The sequence below is a fragment of the bacterium genome (assembly GCA_016699125.1).
In the GTDB taxonomy this organism is placed as follows: Bacteria; Babelota; Babeliae; order Babelales; family Vermiphilaceae; genus AWTP1-30.
Genome location: CP064961.1, coordinates 385,319 through 405,028, shown reverse-complemented (window position 1 = coordinate 405,028; position 19,710 = coordinate 385,319). Strand labels below are relative to the sequence as shown.

General features: G+C 36.6%; 18 protein-coding genes and 1 pseudogene. 9 read left to right on the top strand and 10 right to left on the bottom strand.

Going from position 1 to position 19,710, the window contains the following annotated elements; translation table 11 throughout:
• Window positions 1-62 precede the first annotated feature (62 nt).
• A complete protein-coding gene (locus tag IPG37_01870; GenBank protein ID QQR54148.1) occupies window positions 63-1,028 on the top strand; it encodes a hypothetical protein in 966 nt (321 codons plus the stop codon).
• Between the two features lie 223 nt (window positions 1,029-1,251).
• On the opposite strand, the gene IPG37_01865 is transcribed toward IPG37_01870, so the two are convergent.
• On the bottom strand, window positions 1,252-2,289 hold the full coding sequence (locus IPG37_01865; GenBank protein QQR54147.1) for a hypothetical protein: 1,038 nt from the start codon (window positions 2,287-2,289) through the stop codon (window positions 1,252-1,254).
• 71 nt (window positions 2,290-2,360) lie between these two features.
• Between IPG37_01865 and IPG37_01860 the strand changes: the two genes are divergently transcribed.
• From IPG37_01860 to IPG37_01840, 5 genes are all read left to right on the top strand, one after another.
• Entirely contained in the window at window positions 2,361-3,512 is a 1,152-nt protein-coding gene (locus IPG37_01860; protein ID QQR54146.1) for a glycosyltransferase, read from the top strand.
• Window positions 3,509-4,564 (top strand): SDR family NAD(P)-dependent oxidoreductase, encoded by a 1,056-nt coding sequence (locus IPG37_01855; protein ID QQR54145.1) that lies wholly within the window; start codon window positions 3,509-3,511, stop codon window positions 4,562-4,564. Before IPG37_01860 ends, IPG37_01855 begins: the two co-directional genes overlap by 4 nt.
• Entirely contained in the window at window positions 4,530-5,996 is a 1,467-nt protein-coding gene (locus IPG37_01850; GenBank protein ID QQR54144.1) for a glycosyltransferase, read from the top strand. The genes IPG37_01855 and IPG37_01850 overlap by 35 nt, the downstream gene beginning before the upstream one ends.
• Window positions 5,997-6,061: 65 nt before the next feature.
• Window positions 6,062-7,159: a glycosyltransferase gene (locus tag IPG37_01845; protein QQR54143.1), complete on the top strand. Its 1,098-nt coding sequence runs from the start codon at window positions 6,062-6,064 to the stop codon at window positions 7,157-7,159.
• A complete protein-coding gene (locus IPG37_01840; protein QQR54142.1) occupies window positions 7,152-7,877 on the top strand; it encodes a hypothetical protein in 726 nt (241 codons plus the stop codon). Before IPG37_01845 ends, IPG37_01840 begins: the two co-directional genes overlap by 8 nt.
• On the opposite strand, the gene IPG37_01835 is transcribed toward IPG37_01840, so the two are convergent.
• From IPG37_01835 to radA, 4 genes are all read right to left on the bottom strand, one after another.
• On the bottom strand, window positions 7,874-9,496 hold the full coding sequence (locus tag IPG37_01835; GenBank protein QQR54141.1) for a hypothetical protein: 1,623 nt from the start codon (window positions 9,494-9,496) through the stop codon (window positions 7,874-7,876). The two genes, IPG37_01840 and IPG37_01835, sit on opposite strands and share 4 nt — an antisense overlap.
• 26 nt (window positions 9,497-9,522) lie before the next feature.
• On the bottom strand, window positions 9,523-10,236 hold the full coding sequence (locus tag IPG37_01830) for a CPBP family intramembrane metalloprotease (protein ID QQR54140.1): 714 nt from the start codon (window positions 10,234-10,236) through the stop codon (window positions 9,523-9,525).
• A 5-nt stretch (window positions 10,237-10,241) separates the two neighbouring features.
• A complete protein-coding gene (locus tag IPG37_01825) occupies window positions 10,242-11,246 on the bottom strand; it encodes a hypothetical protein (GenBank protein QQR54139.1) in 1,005 nt (334 codons plus the stop codon).
• A 105-nt stretch (window positions 11,247-11,351) separates the two neighbouring features.
• On the bottom strand, window positions 11,352-12,701 hold the full coding sequence (radA, locus tag IPG37_01820; GenBank protein QQR54138.1) for a DNA repair protein RadA: 1,350 nt from the start codon (window positions 12,699-12,701) through the stop codon (window positions 11,352-11,354).
• A 94-nt stretch (window positions 12,702-12,795) separates the two neighbouring features.
• Here radA and IPG37_01815 point away from each other — a divergent pair, with 94 nt between their 5' ends.
• Entirely contained in the window at window positions 12,796-13,539 is a 744-nt protein-coding gene (locus tag IPG37_01815) for an rRNA pseudouridine synthase (protein QQR54137.1), read from the top strand.
• Between the two features lie 77 nt (window positions 13,540-13,616).
• Here IPG37_01815 and IPG37_01810 read toward each other — a convergent pair whose 3' ends face one another.
• Window positions 13,617-15,134 (bottom strand): hypothetical protein, encoded by a 1,518-nt coding sequence (locus IPG37_01810; protein QQR54136.1) that lies wholly within the window; start codon window positions 15,132-15,134, stop codon window positions 13,617-13,619.
• A 102-nt stretch (window positions 15,135-15,236) separates the two neighbouring features.
• A complete protein-coding gene (locus tag IPG37_01805; protein QQR54135.1) occupies window positions 15,237-15,380 on the bottom strand; it encodes a hypothetical protein in 144 nt (47 codons plus the stop codon).
• Window positions 15,381-15,530: 150 nt separating this feature from the next.
• On the opposite strand from IPG37_01805, the gene IPG37_01800 reads away from it, so the two are divergent.
• Window positions 15,531-15,746 (top strand): hypothetical protein, encoded by a 216-nt coding sequence (locus IPG37_01800; GenBank protein ID QQR54134.1) that lies wholly within the window; start codon window positions 15,531-15,533, stop codon window positions 15,744-15,746.
• A gap of 81 nt (window positions 15,747-15,827) precedes the next feature.
• On the opposite strand, the gene IPG37_01795 is transcribed toward IPG37_01800, so the two are convergent.
• Together IPG37_01795 and IPG37_01790 are read right to left on the bottom strand one after the other, a co-directional pair.
• A complete protein-coding gene (locus IPG37_01795) occupies window positions 15,828-16,376 on the bottom strand; it encodes a hypothetical protein (protein ID QQR54133.1) in 549 nt (182 codons plus the stop codon).
• Window positions 16,373-17,266: a hypothetical protein gene (locus IPG37_01790; GenBank protein ID QQR54132.1), complete on the bottom strand. Its 894-nt coding sequence runs from the start codon at window positions 17,264-17,266 to the stop codon at window positions 16,373-16,375. The genes IPG37_01795 and IPG37_01790 overlap by 4 nt, the downstream gene beginning before the upstream one ends.
• 201 nt (window positions 17,267-17,467) lie before the next feature.
• On the opposite strand from IPG37_01790, the pseudogene IPG37_01785 reads away from it, so the two are divergent.
• A pseudogene (locus IPG37_01785) lies at window positions 17,468-18,227 on the top strand (IS5 family transposase).
• 14 nt (window positions 18,228-18,241) lie between these two features.
• Here the strand turns inward: IPG37_01785 and murC are convergent.
• Window positions 18,242-19,624: a UDP-N-acetylmuramate--L-alanine ligase gene (gene murC / locus IPG37_01780; GenBank protein QQR54131.1), complete on the bottom strand. Its 1,383-nt coding sequence runs from the start codon at window positions 19,622-19,624 to the stop codon at window positions 18,242-18,244.
• Window positions 19,625-19,710 lie beyond the last annotated feature (86 nt).

Genomic DNA, 19,710 nt, shown 5'->3' with positions numbered 1-19,710 from the left:
AGTATGCAAAGTTGTTTTCAGTACAACTATCTTTATATATTACGCAAACGAATGAAACAACCATGGTAAAACAAAACGTGCTTTTAATTATACCCTTATTGATAATGAATATTTCTCAACCAATGAATGAAACTGGATCTGATTATAGTCACCAGATCTTTTATCAGATAGTACCATACCAACTACCGCTGGAAAAATATAAAGAAAAGTTTTTAACAATTTTAGTCAATCCAAATATCACGAATCAGGACGTCAAAACAGAAAACCTTTTACAATTTAACCTAAATCAGACGACTATGTCGATGAATGATTTTTCAAACGATGTAAGCCTTTTCCACTCACTGATACTAACATCAAAAAAGAGTTACCAACTGTACCTCAATCATTTCTTAGAATTAAAAACGGATTATCTCAAAATAAAGTTACTTGGATTACTTATACAAAATTTTTTTACAAAATCTGTTTACAAACAATCTCGAGATGATTACGGCCTACTTGTATTACAAAAACAGTACAAAGCAGTCAATTGTGCAGATATCTCAATAAATGAAATCATTGAACTTAAGCAAATGCTCTATACATTACACACAAAACACAATGAAAAAAATTCAAAAATACCAATCACTCTCAACCACGTAAACAACGTTTTAAATAACAGTCTACTCTGTATGATGGTACTCACCATTAATAACATTAATGATATTGAAAAAAAAGAAGAACTTGATGTATATAATTACCATCTAACATACACTGCTATCGCTTTAATGTTACATCACAAAAAAAATTTTGTAGGACTTCTACCGACTATTATCAAAACATGGCCACATAAAATTTCAAATACAGCAGGTAATAATTCACTAGAACTTTTAAACAGGGGTATTCGCAAAAATATTGAAAAAAGCATACCTCCGACAAAGGTCATCTGTAATGTAGGCACAACTGAAAATAATGAATTCTTCAAAGTGAACTTCAATGGATTTCTTAATGATTATCATGTAACAAAAAAACTTTCTAACCAAAAAAAATAACTCTAAGCTTTCAGCTTTAAGGAAAAAGTACTCAATATTCACCCAAGAAGAAATCAGAGAAAAGAAGCCATGGTTTCGAATGAAATGTGTTTTCTTAATCAGTGCTATCTTTGATTTTGCAGCTGGAACTGTATTTGGTGGATGGTGGAAAGCAGGATTAAGTTAAAGAGCTGGTGCAAAATACAAATGGATACAAAGCGCACAAAAAATAACTTCATTGAATCTATAAATTAGCAAAGACATCCACAGTTTCAATGTGAAAGATATCATCAGACTCAACGGTAAGAATACCAACCTTATTGACAATAACTGCATCGTCAAACCAGCAGGTTTTTTGTGGAAACATTATTAACGCATGATTCCCCAAAAGCTGTGCCGCACGAGAAAAATTTGAAGCCGCACGAATAAGACAGTCCGCCTGTGCCATATTATAATAGTCATCAATAAATCGCATCTTTTTTTGTTGCGCTTTTGAATGACAGGTTAATGTTATGTGAGAACTATTTTTTAATAACTGAGAATAACGCTGAACTAATTCTTCTGGATCATGATAATCGGTAAAAAGATAGACATAAAGCTGTTGACCGGCAAGCCTATCTGACAATCGTTTGATCTGATCAATATAATACTGATCAGGCGGAAACTTATGTGGATATCGGCGATCTGAGCATGCCTTATTTTGCAGATCTTTGGACATATCAGGAGCTACATTCTTATAATCGGCAAGTTCATAGGTCTGCACAGATTGCAATGGTGTATCATGTCCACTGGGCTTACGCACGTGCAAAGCAACCGTCACTTTATCTTGTGGCCACTCTATTTTATTAATTGGACAAGCCGGTTGTAAAAGTTTTTGCAGCGTACATTTTAGATCGGATCTTTTCTGAAGACAGGAAAACAAAGCTTCAATGGAATCTAGCTCTTTGTGTTTGGTAGACAAGGTGACATGGTAACAGATTAAGCGATCAGGCGTAATAATAGTATCATTTTCAACAATAGTTGCATGATCAATACATGCTTGTTGACAGACCACATGACTATTTTTATGCAGACAGAGCAGCTCAGATCCTTTGAACGGCGTAAAGCACAATCCACAATGATACGTTTTTGCAATATAAAATGCTTTTGCGTATGCAATAATCTGATCACCGAACCTACCTTTTGACAATGTATAGTGAATCATGGAATTAGTTGATAGATAAAGACAGCCCACTAACAATAAAGAAGTTATTATTTTCAAATACTTTTTCAAAAAATTCACTCATTACCTTGCAAATGCAACTCAACTTATGATTACAATACTAAAACTAACCAAACAATCTATAGGTGCATATGTATAAACTATCACAAACATTTTTTCTATTTTTATTAACAACAAATGATATTGTAAGCGAAAATTTAAAAATATTGTTTGTCGTTAATAAATTTCCTTACGAATCACGACCATATATCGATAATCAGATTGCAGCCTTTCTTGACAGAGGTATAGACGTTAACGTACTCGCATTTGAACGATCAGATCATGAAACTTACGAACTTGCAACTAAATACAAGTTTAAAAATATAACGTTTTATAATAAACTTCCAGAAAATAAAAGAGCCTTTGATATTATCTATTGTCAATTTCCATCAATGGGTCACAAAATGATTCAATGGAAGAAAAAAAATAAGGTAAAAGGTTCGATTATTACTTTTTTTAGGGCTGGATGTGAATTTCAAACAATCGAACAGGAAGCTAAAAAATATACCTCTCTTTTTGAAAAATCAATGTATATTTTTGTTGTATGTCAAGCATTCAAAGATCGTCTCATCGCATATGGTTATCCTGAACAGAAAATTATCGTTCACCATTCTGCCATCAATACAAACAATTTTCCATATTATGCAAGGACTTTAAAAGATAAAGAGATTAAAATTTTGACAATTGGTCGCCTTCATCCGATGAAAGGACATAGTTATTCAATTCAAGCAATCAAAATGCTCTCCGACCTTGGATACAATATAACCTACAACATTTACGGAGAGGGCAAGGAACATAACGCGTTACTTAAACTGATCAAAGAGCTCAAATTAGAAAATACTGTTTATTTAAAAAACTACTGTTCACACAAAGATGTTGTAAATCTATTACATAATCATCATATTTTTCTACTTACTTCATGTACCACTCAAACCGGCTCACAGGAAGGAATTCCCAATGTACTGATGGAAGCAATGGCAACCGGCATGCCTATTGTGTCTACCTGGCATAGTGGCATACCTGAATTAATTACTGATAAAAAGAATGGATTGTTGGTTCCTGAATATGATAGCCAGGCAACAGCAGAAGCATTATTAGAACTTATTACACATTCTACAGATTGGCCAAAGCTTGCAACAGAAGCAAGAAAATACGTACTCAACGAACACAACACAAAAAAACAGACAGAAAAAGTTCTGCAACTATTTTATAAGATCAAAAACAGTAAGATTGGAGAAAAATGACATTTTTTTTAAAAGTAATGGCCTGCTTTTTTTCGTACGTTCTTTTGGAAAGCAAAACTATAGTAATAACAGGAGGGGCCGGTTTTATAGGCGCAACAGTTACACAGAACCTGCTAAAAAGGGGTGATAGTGTTATTGTTATCGATGCTTTTTTGTCGCTTGATAGCATAAATGGTGATAGATATAATGCAATGAAGAGAGAGCGAATATTTACGTTGCAACAACAGTTTCCTGATACATTACATTTTTATGAATGCAACATTGAAGATAAAGAAACACTCAGAGCTATCTTTTCGAAATACCAGATTGATGCAGTATGTCATCTTGCAGCTCATGCAGGAGTACGCTTTAGTATGCAGTTTCCAAACGAAGTTGCAAAGACAAATATCGAAGGAACCATAAATATTCTAGAGTTAATGAAAGATTACAAGGTTAAACATGGAGTACTGGCATCAAGCAGCTCAGTGTATGGCAACACAACCCAGATTCCTTTTACGGAAAATCAACCCACTGATATGCAATCTAGTCTCTATGGAGCTACAAAAAAAAGCTTGGAACTCATAGCGTATGCATACCATAATTTATATGATTTATCTTTGACCTGTCTACGATTTTTCACTGTGTACGGTCCATATGGCAGATTTGATATGTCGCCCTTCATTTTTATGGATGCGATTTATCATGAAAAACCAATCACCATTTATGGTGATGGATCTGCCATCAGAGACTTTACGTATATTGATGATATTATACAAGGTATTATTAAAGCAATTGATAAACCAGCAGGATATCAAAAGCTCAACCTAGGAGCAGGAAGAACAATCACAATCAAAGAATTTATTTCTTTAATTGGAGACATCGTAGGGAAAGAACCGATCATAAGCTTCCAAGAAAGTTTTGCAGCAGATGTTAACATGACCCAGGCATCAATTACAAAGGCACAAAATCTTTTGAATTACAATCCTCAATACACTGTTAGAAGTGGTATCAAACTCATGTATGAATGGTATAAAGAATATGAAAATAAAAAGAATTCTACTGTTACTGTTTAATTGCTTTGCTTTACATACTCATGGCATTGAAAATCCACATGACTATCCAGTAGAACTTTATGAATTAGCTTATCAACTTCAATGCGATACTGGTGTTGTAGTTATTGCATACAACCGCCCTGATTATTTTCAAAAAGTAGTTGATGCGCTTGAAAAAAATCGTGAAGCGCACTATCTCCCTTTTGTTTTCATTTTGGACGGAGGTCCAAATGCCACACAAGCCGAAAACATTGAAATCATTAAACATGCAAATATAAAACATAAGTATATTTTTGCTCATCCCACAAATTATGGCTGTGGCAAAACCTTAATTGACTCAAGACGACTTATGTTTGAATGGTGCAAGTTTGAAAAAATACTTTTTTTTGAAGACGATCTAGTCGTCAGTCCAGAGTACATAACCGTTACCCTCAATCTTTATGACTATGTACAAAAAAACTATACGAATGTTGGCATTGTGCAAGCATTTAATAGATCCTTTATTCCTAAAGACAAGCTGCATAAGTATGCTCATAATATTATTGAAACGTATCGCCATTATTGGGGATATTGCATCGATTCAAAAACGTATTTTGCAATAAAAGATATCATGGAAGAACACGAAAAAAATCATTTAGATAATTCCTATAAAACAGCTAACAATCAAGCTATAGCCGACTGGATAAGCAATAAACTTAAGCTAAAAAGAAAATATTTACAGAAAAAGTTAAAATCATCTTTAAAAAGTACAATAGACTGGGAAGGATTTCTTAATGAAATAATAAGCATTATGAAAAAAAAACCGCCTTTTATACGGTCAGGTCAAGATTATGAAATGAGACTTGCTCTTTTTTTATCAGGAATAATCAAACTAAATACTGTCATAAGTAGAGCGCAGTATATCGGAGCAGTAGGCAGCTCTCATTCTCAAAAAACATATGATAAATTGGGATATGGATACGCAGCGCAATTAGTTTCAGAACTTGACAATAAAAACGGTTTTAAATGGACGCCTTCGGCCCATAACCTAGCAATTAACTTTATTTATCACGATAAGCTTCGATTACCAAATAATCTAAAAAGATTAATCGATATACTTCATGAAAGTGGATTTCATATTAACCTTTTGAACAAACAGGTCAAAAATTTTTATTATAAACAAAAGACCAACGATTGCTTTGAAAAAAAAGTATACTCAATATTGTACACAAAACATTATAAAATAATTAACCAATTTGTTCCAAGTAAGCCCCTTAGTTTTATTTATGCTGATACAAAGAAATTAGTCGATCTTATTATAAAACATAAAGCACTTATTAAAGCTAAGTTTAACGGCATCATTATACCACAGAATCTGGGTTTAGAATTATTAATTGAAACATTTGGTAAACACTTTTGTATTGAGGAATATAAAATATGCGAAGTCTTAATGGAATTAGCAGTAGAAAATTAATCAGTTTAACTATTGTTATACTTTATTTTGTTACTACTCCAATGCTATCATCGAGTATATTATTTGTGACTTTAAGATTTCCACATATATCTCAAACATTTATACAAAACCAGATCATTACCTTGCTCAAACGAGGGCACCAGATAAAAATTCAGGCATTAAAGAGAAATAATCATGAAAAAATTCAATCAGATTTTTCTAAATACAATTTATTGAAAAAAACAAAATACGGCACGAATATTCAAAATTTACACAACACTGATGTTATTTACATACAGTTTGGCGACCTTGGAGCAAAGCTCCTTTCTCAAATCAAAAATAAGCAGTTCAAAGGTGGTGTTGTTGTATGTTTTAGAGGCAATGATATCAGTGGAATTTTAAATAAAAATCCACACATGTACGATGACCTGTTCAAACAGGCGGATCTTTTTCTGCCAGTATGTGATTTTTTTAAGGAAAGATTAATAAGCCTTGGATGCCCTGCAGAAAAAATCATCACTCATCACTCCGCAATTGAAACAAAAAAATTTACCTTTAAAGAACGTGCCATCAAACCTGATCAACGTTTGAATCTCATCTCAGTTGCACGTATCGCTCCCAAAAAAGGCCTTGAATATACGATTCAGGCAGTTGCTCATTTAAAGCAGACCTATCCGCATATCAGATGCACCGTCATTGGCGAAGCGCAACCAAATCACCTCGAATACAAAAGGTACCTCAAAGCTTTGGTCAAAGAGCTAGGTATTGAAGAAAATGTCATTTTTTACGGGTGGGCAAAAACTGAAGATATTATCAAAGAACTGAATACATCAGATATTTTCGTTCTTCCATCTGTGACTGCACAAGACGGTGATCAAGAAGGTATCCCGAATGCATTAAAGGAGGCGATGGCTGTCGGACTTCCCGTAATTGCAACTGATCATGCCGGAAATAGTGAACTTATTGATCATATGCAGAGCGGTATTTTGGTTGAAGAAAAAAATGTTGAAGCAATTACAAATGCTATTGAATGGATACTTGAAAATCAAACATCGGTTAAACAGATGACAAAAAATGCCCGCAAAAAAATCGAAGATGAGTTTGATATTGAATCAGTGATCACAAAATTGGAATATATTTTCGATACATTGATCAAAGAAAAAAAGAGAGCAAGCCATGATTAATATAATTGCAATAACGGTTCTTTTGACAACACAAATCATTAATGCAAAGGTACCGCTCTATGCAATCTACACACCATCACACGAGATTATGCTGCGAAACTATTTTTTACCCTCCTTAAAAGATAATTTTGATCTCCATCTGTATCAGAATGAACAGACATGTAGATCTACTGCATTTAAAGACGTAGGCTGGAAAGACACAACAAAGCAAAAAGTGAAAATGATCATTGATGCAATAAAACAGCAGTGGAATGGGATTTTTATCTATTCTGATGTTGATATTCAGTTTTTTACTCCCGTCTCAGCTGAAATAAAGGAGCTACTTACCGCATATGATCTGGTCATTCAAAAAGATGATCCGACAGGGTCAATCTGTTCAGGTTTTTTTGCCTGTCGCTGCAATGAAAAAACGTTACAACTCTGGCAAGACGTTTTGAATACGATGGAAAATAAGCAAGAATACAGTGACCAGGCAGCACTCAACCACTGTTTAATCAGCTGCAAAAACCCCTACGAGCTTGCCTGGACCTATTTACCAGATACCTATTTTGGTGGAGGTACCTTTTCTGGCAAACGGTGGAATCCTTATAATTCTATGGTTATACCAAACAATCCCAAAATGCATCACGCCAACTGGACAGTTGGCGTGAATAATAAAATAGCACAACTAAATTACGTAAAATACCTTCTCAGAAAGAGAAAATTGAAAAAAGATTAGTTTGCAGCTTCCCTTTCAATCGGAAACAATAACCCAATCAAAAGCACCATTATTAATCCAACTAAGTATCCTATCCATGCACCTGGAAAATGATTTTTCAACATTGGTATAAAACAGAACAAAAGTCCATATACTCCTGCAACATATGCAAAAAAGTATTGCGTACCAAACATATGAGGCGCAAGCAAAAGATGCGGTTTTTTCCCATTCACTATTATTGCCAAGCTTATCAAAAAGAGACTTACAAACGTTGGAATATATTCAAATTCTGTTGTACTCCAACCAAGCACAATAAACATACAGACAAAAATACCACAAAACAGCTGTAAAAAAATATTAAATTTACCAATCCAATCAAACATATATTTAAACATAAATGCAGATACCGCATATCTAAAAAGGCCTATAATCGATAAACCAACAAGTAAAAACTGTGGAATATAGGCGTTGGCATAAAGAAATGTATCATGCTGAATAAACGTATCAAAAGCTGGCAATACAATCATGAGTAGATGTCTTACCACAAAAAATAACAATCCAACAAAAGAACCGGCTAAAAATGCAAAGAGTCGTTCATGATAAGCAAGACGTCCGTTATCTTCAGAAAATCGATTTTTGATAAGAATAAAAAATGTGAACACTAATGGTAAAACAGTTACTAATAGACCTATCATCTGCATCGGCACAGAGGTCGCCAACTGTATATGCCAGTCAACTGCAGTACTAAATGAAGCAAAGACAAATGGCCATAAATTTACTGCATTAATAACCGCAATACACAATAGTATACATGCAAGCAATAAAATTTTTCTGATAGGCATTTCATGCAATCTAATGCCACCACCAGCAAAAAAGCTACACAACAGTATCAAAAGCAGCCACAAAAAAAAGGCTAATGATTTTAAAAGTGATACCATACTGATTTTTGCAAACTCTGCCCGCTGCCAATCTTCTGGAACATGTATATATTTACGAACAAGTGTCACCTCTTCACCGGCAATCAGAACTACCACACGCAGTTGGCCTTCTGATAATTGAGTACCTTTTAAAACCTGAAAATCAAACTGCCAATCGATGCGAGCTGGCTGCTGTGAAGGTACTGCTGATAATTTGGTTACATCAGTTTTTTCAAAGCCGCATTCTTTCAATAGTGCTGCATACACAATTTTTTCAGCATCCATTTCGGATAATGACTTTCCAGCTAAATTTTGCGGAACAATGTACTGTTTGTGATGTAAACTGCCATCATTTTTTAAATGAATATGCGATTCAGAACCACGCGTTGCAACATCTCCTTCAAAAGTTGCTTTGCGGACCACCCAGTGTGGCGCTTGTACATATCCGTCAGCAGTTAGCTGATCATACTGTTGACGATGTTTTTGCCAAACAAATCGATGTGTAAGGTCATTGGGTAACAGATCACTATTAGGAAACGTAAATGTCAAAAAATCATAATTGTTATGTTTCTGATCAAGCAGGCCTGCCTGTTTGATTGCTTCAGTTCGAGCAATATCAAGGTGCATGCCACGTCGAAACGAACCAAGTAATATACAGATGAGTACTATAATCGCACCACAGACAAAAGCAGTAGAATTTCGATTCATTTCAGTATAATTCATAATAAGTGTCCTTATAAATTTTTTTATTAATCATTTTTAGCGTGAATAGTATCTGCAACCTGCAACTCCTTATTTAAAGCAGTTTCTATCGATATCTGCCATACCCCTTGTTTTAAAAAGCGATACAAAATGACAATAAGCGGAATAAAGCCAGCACATAGAACAAGTAACTGTTGTATCCATATTCCCTCTGCTTTTGAAATAAATAGCGGCATTGAAAACCAAAAAAGATCATACATCACATGAGCAATAATACCTGGTATCAAACCATACCGAATATACAAAAGCCCCCATATTAAAGAAGGAACCATAAGTTCAAGTAAACGTCCATAAAACGGTTGCGTTGGATAAAGCGCATGCGCTCCACCAAAAACGGCCGCTTGAACAAAGAGTGCAATACATAAGAACAGCTTTTCTTGTTTGAGATATCTTCCAAGTAATGCTGCGCAAGCAAGAGGAACTGCACGAAACAGGCACTCTTCAACCACTCCCGCTTGCAAAGAGATTGCGATTGGGTTTAATGCAGGAATATACACTGCTAAAATATTTGGATTAAAAAGTACTTCTGAAGGAGTCCACCAGCCATAATATTGTGTAGTAAAAAAATAAGTAGCTATAACTAAGGCTGTAGCAAAACAGGCAAATACATAGCCAAGGATGGTTCGAAAAAAAATACTGTCGGAGTTTGCGATGCCCGGTGCCCAAGAAGAAAAAAGGTATGGATGGTGACAAAATGCCATGCGACTCAAGCCTTCAGCACATGCAATAACTGTTGAAAAAAACAGAAATTAAAAATGAAAGACCAGATTTTTATTAAGCCATTTTGCAATAAAAAGTATTGTGGACTATGCAATGTTTGGTAACCCAACCACCACAAATTGATTCCATTTAACTCTACCAAAAAACAGAGTGCTGCAATGACAAACCCAAAGGAAAGAGCTTGTCTCCACTTCAACCATGATAGTCGTGAAAACAGTAGCATACTACCACCTATTGCACATAAAATATAGAGTAAAAACATCAAAAAATTAGCAAACGTTGCCAAAAGGCCATTATACGAACGCATATGTGCATAGCGCCTTTCAAACGCCTCAGGAATTTTAATAAAACGTTCATACACTGCAACTTCGTTGCCTGCAACAACAAAGCGAATTCTGTATTTGCCATCACCTAAGCTTCTATCTTTTCTTTCATACACAAATGAACGATCAATTCGTTTTGATGGCATCGTGGTAAAAGTCTGTTCAACCAAAGCATAACCAGCAAGATCTATGTTCTCTGTATTCACAAAGGCCTGTACCTTTTGTAATGCCTCATTTTCAGTACAATTGGTACCGGCATACGTTTCAGGTAATGCACGCCTCAATCCATAAAATTCACCTTGCGGCGTAAAATAAAAATGTGCTTCCTCAATTTTTAAAGGAGTAAAAAATCTGGTATGCCACATATACGGTTGAAAATCATTGTCCTGAATCATCTTATCAAATGCAGCTTTTCCGCCGCCTTCCAACTCAACAAAGCATTGCAAAAACTCATTTGAAGCAAAATAGGTTACCGATCTTTCAAACGGCTCCAAACCAAAGCCTTCACATTTCTGTTGACTTGCTTTTTCAATATCAGCTTTATTCGTAGTAATGGAAACAGTAACTGTTGAAAACACCTGTGGCATATATCGAATTGTAACAAATAAACACGCAAACGATAGTGCAATTGAAATTAAAATTAAAAAAAGCCTTTGTCTAAAACCCATAAAAACCTTTCAAAACATAAACTTGTATTTTTACTGTAACAGAAGGGAAATTTTTAAGCAAATTACATGCCCTATTTTTTGGTGAAAAATGTGAGACTTATGCACTCATCTAAAAAGCTCGAGGAGTTGATAGACAGTAGAAAACTCGATAACATTCGATTTCATGCTTGGCATTTTCTGATTTTTTGCGATTAAAAAGTTTAAGACCCCAAACGTTTCAGCCTCTTTGATCAAAAGCGTAACCTGATTTGCTGGTTTGATATTGCCTGTCAAACTAATCTCTCCAATTGCGATCGATTTTTCAGGCAAAGGCTGTTGAAAATAGGTAGACAATAAGGCCAAGGCAATGCCGAGATCTGTTCCATGGGCCTTCGTTTTTAAATGAGTGGTTACCTTGAAAAAAATATCTTGCATACTCAATTTTACTTTTAAATATTTTTCTAAAATTGCTGCAATGAGCATCACCTGTTTTTGATCAATCCCAGAAATGACACGTTGTGGCATATTCAGTTTGCTCGCAACCGTCAATGCTTGCAATTCAAGCAGCAGCGGCTTACTACCTTCAATAATTGCCACCAGTGCCGATCCTGCTGCAGGCGTCAGTTCACTCATTAAATGCTGATTAATATTGTTGACCTGTTCAAGGCCCTGGGCGGTCATCTCAAAAAAACCAAGCTCATTGACCGTGCCAAACCGATTTTTGACTGAACGCAAAACCCGTGTCTGCCACCGCTCATCACCCTGCAGATAAAATACCGCATCAACCATGTGTTCCATGGTTTTTGGCCCTGCAATCAATCCTTCTTTGTTGATGTGCCCCGTTAAAATGACCGTAATCTTGTCCTCTTTTGCAAGTCGCATGAGCCGAAATGTTGCCTCTTTCAGCTGCCCAATGCTTCCAGGTAACGACGCAGCCCCTTCAATGTAACAGTTTTGAATCGAGTCGATAATCAAGACATCCGGTTTTGTTGTCTGTGCAAGCTCAATGATCGATTCAAGTTGCGCGCCATCTGAAAACGATGCCTGCGATCCAAAATGCAGTTTCAGACGAACCGCACGCTCCTTTACCTGCGCAAGCGACTCTTCAGTTGCAACATATAAAACGGTGTACTGCTGCTGAATTTTGTGAGCGATTGCAAGCAGCAAAGTCGACTTTCCAATGCCAGGATCACCCGTCAAAACGACAAGCGAATGCACCATCAATCCACCTCCAACCACACGATCCCATTCACCAATGCCGGTCACAATTCGTTCGTTTTCCATTGCATCAATCTGGTCAAACAGAAGTGGAGCAGCCTTAGCTGCCGAACTAACTGTTTTTGAACTTGAAACACCAGTCGACGTAATGGACAGCTCAAGCGTGCCCCATTGATCACATTCTGGACATTTTCCCAACCATTTTGGAGCAATATAATTGCAGTTATAACATACAAATGATTTATTTTGTTTGGACATAAAAAATCGATTTTTTATTACTTTAAAAAGCAAACTATGGTATTATATGAAACTATAGCGTATATATTTATATTTTGATAGAGCATAGTACCTTATGAAACAGCTATTACAAAAAGAAAAAATCCAGACCGACCTTACTCTGCCTTGTTTAACCAAATACATCAGTCAAAGCGGTTTTTGCTCACGAAGAACGGCCGTTATTCATATAAAATCAGGACAAGTCTGGATCAACGAAATGTGTACTATCGATCCTTCCTATCGCGTAAAACCGAATGACAAAGTCCTGGTCAAAGGTGTTCCGATTGGCAAAAAAGACCGTGTTATTTACATTTTACTTAACAAACCGAAAGACTGCATCTCAACATTGTCCGATGAAAAGGGCCGACACTGCGTGGCCGATATTTTCAAACCATTTTTCAAAGAACGGTTATTTCCCGTAGGCCGACTTGATCGCAATACAACGGGAGTTTTGTTAATGACCAATGATGGAAACTTAGCACAGCGACTTTCACACCCACAGTTTGAAGTACCAAAAGTGTATCATGTGAGCTTGGACCACCCATTAAAACATGAAGATCTCATGGAGATAAAACATGGCGTAAAACTTGAAGATGGCATGCTTAATCTTGATTATATCGGGTATTTAAAAACAAAAAGCGACCTGTTAGTTGAACTGCATAGCGGAAAAAATCGTGTAATCAGACGCCTGTTTGAATATTTTGGATACACGGTCAAAAAACTTGATCGCGTTGCGTTTGCAGGAATTGAAAAAGCGGGAACCAGACCGGGCACCTGGCGATTTTTGAGTTCGCAAGAGGTCGAAGCCCTCAAACATTGAAAGCTTCGACTGATTTTTATGAATTACATATACTCTTTCTATTATAGATGCTCACTTGAGTAGCTGTTGTCGAATTTTTATTTTTCGACAACAATTGGTTCACCTAGGCCTGCTTTTGGTTCCACTGCTTCATCTTTGGGAACTACCCGCACAATAAACTTTTGTATTCCGTTCATCGCATTATCCCAAATGCTTTTAAACCTTTCAACAAACAGCAGATAGATGTGCTTTTGATCGGTAAAGCAGCCGACAAATGTTTTTTTTCGATCAACATCTTCACTATCTAAAGCATACGGCTCTAAGTTGACAGCAAGACCATCCAGCTCACCCTTCCCTTCTTTGCAATAAAAAGTAACCCTACCATCGCTTTTAGCATGCACCGCAAGGAGAGTTGGTCGCAAAGATTTTTTGCCATTACTATTACTAAAGCTTAATTTTTTTGGAGGTTCTTCTACATATTTTTCCTCGTCATCATTTTGAGCAATAGCTTTTTCACCAGATTTGGCACTTGTATGTAAATAATACCCATCTTTCTTTTTACGCACGACAGCCCATTGCTTATCATTGCGATAATCGATTATGAATGGAACATGTGATCCGTCAACCGGTACGTTTTGAAAGGTGCACAAAGTTGTAGGCACTGCATTTGGTATTTGCAGTTGCTGGTCTTCAGCTTGTTCTTTACCTTCAATAGTTACAGTGACTCTCCCGGATATTTTTTTTGGAATCGCCGTTTGATTTTCTGATTCAACAAATGCAATAATATTTTCAAAAGTCTGATCCTTTGTAATCGTCCATTTTTTTATGGTGAAGGTAGGATACTCGGTTCTAATGTTTCGAAAGCGAGAAATAAAATCCTTAGCACGCGCCTTTCGAGGACCGTCAGCACGAGCCTGTTGGGTTTCTTTTACAACATGAGCATAAATAATGTATTGATCTTCACCTTCTTGACCAACGTCCAAAAGGTATGCATTTTTTAATGTGCATTTTGCTAATTTTTCCTCAGGATTAGTTCTTTTGAACCATCTTGGAAATGTTTTTTGTAGACGCGACCACCCACCCTTTATAGAATCTAAAGACACAAAATGAATATTTGGCCAACTACTTGCAACAATATACGCTGTCTCATTCCTATTTTTTTCACTGTTTTTTTTACTGTTTTTTTTAACAGATAGGCTTTCCAGCTTGTACGGGGTTGAGGTACAGATAGGCGAGGAAAAGACATTATTACCGCTTACTAATTGATTATTACTACTGAGATATACAGCTGTTCCTTCAACCCCTATGTGAAGCATTTTTTTATCATGATCAGATGCAAAATCATGGGCCGCCATAATCTTATTGTCGCTGCCTGCCGTTAAAGCACCTATTGATTCAAACAGTTGTCCTTTTTTTGTTAATATATGATATGTTTTTAGCTTTAGAACCTCATTCACCAAAAACTGTTTGATCTGATCAGCCTGTTTAAAAAAGTCAGTATTAAGTACACTTCTTACAAAAACAAACTCATTCGTTTCTCCAGCCCAAACCTGTGCAATGGAAAATGCGAAAAAAAACAAAACCGCTTTAAAATAGCCGCAACCTTTACCACTCATACCAATCCCTTTTTTCAATGACCATGTTTTTAATCTATGTTTTTAATCTATTCTATCTGAATAACAAAAATCAATAAATCGAAGACTGCGCACTGATTTATATTATTGATAGGCAAAAATTTCCGTACTATGTTTGCTTACATTGCCCGCGCCCATAAAAAGAATCGTATCATCTTCCGACAAATCGTTGGGCAATGCTTTGATAATTGACTCGGTCCTGTTTTCAATAAATGCAGGACCATTCAAGGGTGAAATGCGACACTGACTAGAAAAAAAGTCAGGTGATCATAAACTAGTCTCTGAGAACAATCGAGGAGACAATTTATTAGTCGAAAAGCTGGCGCACACCTAACCTATGAAATAGGATGCCAGATAGTTGTATTTTTTTCAATAGGAATGAGTAGAAGAGGGATAGGAAGGAAGTTATGCATACACCACTCAACGATTGCACGAGAGATAAAGCGTAACAGTAGTAAAAAAGGCTACAAATTTCAAGAAGCGGAAGAAAAGAAGCAGAAAAGAAGAAGCGCTGCAAGTAGTAGGTCCTATCGATTGACAAAAGAAATTCAGGAAAAAATAAAAGGAAGTGTAAAACTGCTGGTGTTGGTTTGATTCCAAACAGAAAAGATATCAGTTTACGACCTGAGATTGTTGAGAAAAAAGAACGATTGGGAGACTTTGAAGTTGACACAGTCATTTTTTAATCGGCAGTTGTACTGTTTTTTCCACTGCTTTATCTTTGGGAACTACCTGCACAATAAACTTTTGTATTCCTTGACTCGCATTAGTCCAAATGCTTGTAAAACTTTCAACAAACAGCAGATAGATGTGCTTTTGATCGGTAAAGCAGCCGACAAATGTTCTTTTTTGATCAACATCTTCACTATCTAAAGCATACGGCTCTAAGTTGACAGCAAAACCTTCCAGCTCACCCTTCCCTTCTTTGCAATAAAAAGTAACCCCTCCATCACTTTTAGCATGCACCGCAAGGAGAGTTGGTCGCAAAGATTTTTGGCCATTGCTATTACTAAAACTTAATTTTTTTGGAGTTTCTTTTACAGATCCTTCCTCGCCATCTTCTTGATCAATAGTTTTTTCACCAGATTTGGCATTTGTATGTAAATAATACCCATCTTTCTTTTTACACACGACAGCCCATTGATTATCGTTGCGATAATCGATTACGAATGGAACATGTGATCCGTCAACCGGTACGTTTTGGAAGGTGCACAAGGTGCTCAAAAAAGGATCATCCTTTCCGTCTTTATCATCCTCTGCATCTGAAAACCTAATCTCTCCATTCTGTGCTGAAATAACGTCACAAATATTTTCAAAAGTCTTGTCCTTTGTAATCTTCCATTTTTTATGGTAACAGTACGATAGTCAGTTTTAATATTTCGAAGACGAGAAAAAAAATCTTTAAACTCAACCTGTTCAGTATTTTTTTGAATCTGAGCATAAATAATGTATTGACCTTCACCTTCTTGACCAACGTCCAAAAGGTATGCATTTTTTAATGTGCATTTTGCTAATTTTTTCTCAGGATTAGTTCTTTTGAACCATCTTGGAAATGTTTTTTGTAGACGCGACCACCCACCCTTTATATAATCTGAAAACACAAAATGAATATTTGGCCAACTACTTGCAACAATATACACTGCCTTCCGCTTGCTCTTGATCAATTCATCGTCTTCTGTAACGGATAGTATTTCCAGCTTGTATGGAGTTGAGGTACAGATAGACTCTGAAAAGTCATTATTATTGATCACTAATTGATTATTACTACTGAGATATACAGCTGTTCCGTCAAACCACTGCTGAAACATTTTTATATCATGATCAGGTGTATAAACTATGGACTCAAAAATCATATTTTTTTCATTGCCTGGCGTTAAAAGACCCATTGATTCAAACTGTTGTCCTTTTTTTGTTAATATATAATAACGTGTTGGTACTTTTTTGTACGTCTTCACCAAAAACTGTTTGATCTGATCAGCCTGTTTAAAAAAGTCAGTATTAAGTCCATTTCTTACAAAAACAAACTCATTCGTTTCTCCAGCCCAAACCTGTGCAATGGAAAATGCGAAAAAAAACAAAACCGCTTTAAAATAGCCGCAACCTTTACCACTCATACCAATCCCTTTTTTCAATGACCATGTTTTTAATCTATGTTTTTAATCTATTCTATCTGAATAACAAAAATCAATAAATCGAAGACTGCGCACTGATTTATATTAAGGTGTGTCCTCAATTTGAAATGAGGTAATGACGTTGCATTTTTACTACAAAATGATAAGTTTTTTTGTATCAGAAATCAGCAACGAGGATGAGCAATGGTACGTCGAGTTATTACAGACGGTATTTGGTCACAACTAGAAGAGATACTATGTAAGCATGGATGCCACCTGTGGGGCAATGAACGGAATATAATGGAAGCAATTCTTTGGAAATTGCGGACAGGAGGACCATGGAGGGATATTCCATCCGAATTTTGTCCGTGGCAAACAGCATTTAATCGATTTAATCGTTGGTCAAAAAAAGGGCTATGGGAAGGTTTTTTTATGCTACGAAAAGAAGTTGATAAAGAATGGGTATTCGCCGACGGAAGTTATGTTAGAGCTCACCAACATGCGACTGGAGCTCAGCGTGGTCAAGAGCGAGCAATTGGAAGATCCGCTGGTGGACTTACTACAAAGATTCATATGTGCACCGATGCGCATGGAAATCCGCTCAATTTTAAAATCACTGGGGTCAAGTGCACGACGCAAAGGTTGCAAACGAATTAATCGATCTGGCCGAAGGAGCAGAATATTTTATCGCTGACAAAGGCTATGATGCTGATAGTATTCGTATTTATGGACGGACAAAAGGGATGCAAGTAATTATACCAAAAAAAAAAATAGCACTGGGCTAAATCCAGAATTTGATCCTCATTTATATAAAAATCGGCACGTAGTTGAAAATCTTTTTGCACGACTCAAGCATTTTCGCGGCATTGCTATGCATTTTGAAAAACTTGCTAGAAACTTTCAATCTATGCTTTACATCGCATCTATGCACATATGGTTGAAGCTTTTATGCCCTGCTAATTAAATTGAGGACACACCTTATTGATAGGCAAAAATTTCCGTACTATGTTTGCTTACATTGCCCGCGCCCATAAAAAGAATCGTATCATCTTCCGACAAATCGTTGGGCAACGCTTTGATGATCGACTCAGTCCTGTTTTCAATAAATGCACATCGACCGTTGTCAATCTCTTTGACCATTCGTTCTGTTGAGACATCGCTCATTTCAGGTTCACCGGCCGAATAGATGGTGGTCATGAAAAAATGAAGCTTTGCATTGGCAAGCTCACGCCTGAATGTTTGGACAAACTGATCCCACAGACCGGCGGTACGGGTAAACCGATGCGGCTGAAAAAATACAAATGTTCGCCCTTTGGCAAAATTACATGCCGTTTGAATGGTAACGGCAATCTCTTGCGGATGGTGCGCATAATCATCGATGACCGTTGCATGATGGAATGACCCTCGAATGGTGAATCGTCTTTCGACCGGACAAAAGCTCTTCAATCCATCAACCAAGTATTCATAGGAAACTGAACTGAACATACGTGCGGCAGCCAGTGCGCCAAGCGCATTCAAAAGCATATGTTTTCCTGGAACGGCCAATGTACAGCGAGCAACGCACTGACCATACACATACAGATCAAATGAGGAAGATAAGGGCTGCAGATCTATATTTTTTGCATAAAAATCGGCTTTATTATCAATTGCATACGTCACATAATTGATATCTATCAGATGCCGTATCTGTTGAATCGATGGATCATCCACACAGATGACATGAGTACTATTGTTTTGATTATTACTATTTAAAAACTGTAAAAATGTTGCTTGTCGATCCTGCAATGAACTATAGGTTTCAAGATGTTCATGATCGATATTGGTCACAATCTTTGTTTGAGCCGGCAACTTTAAAAATGAACGATCACTTTCGTCCGCTTCGGCAATCATGATATTGCTCTTTCCATACATAAAATTCGTTTTCCACTGCGGGCAGATGCCTCCAACCACCACCGTCGGATCTGCGTGCGCCACCTGCAAAAGATGCCCAATCATGGCTGTCGTGCTCGTTTTTCCATGCGCACCCGAAATTGCGATGCTCTGTTTTTGACTCATGATATCAGCTAACAGTTCTGCACGGTGCTTCAAAGCTGCACCGCCACGTAACGCCCTGTCCTTTTCTGGCATTGGATGCCTGGTGTCTGTTGAATAGACCATCATATCAATCGAATCATCAAAGCAACATGCTGATCCATGTGGTGTTTCAATGACACAGCCTGCTGCTTTGAGTGATGATACTGTTTCTTGATCTGAATTAATGTCGCAACCGGTCACCTGGTAACCTTTTTTGAGCATTATATGAGCCAAACTGCTCATTCCGATGCCACCAATTCCAACAAAATGGACATGCTTGCCCTTCATACTACTCTTTTTTTAAAATCCTTTTGTTCAAAAAGATAGCAAAAAAAAAGGTGTAAAAAAAGTAAAATATATGTTATTTTTTAGAA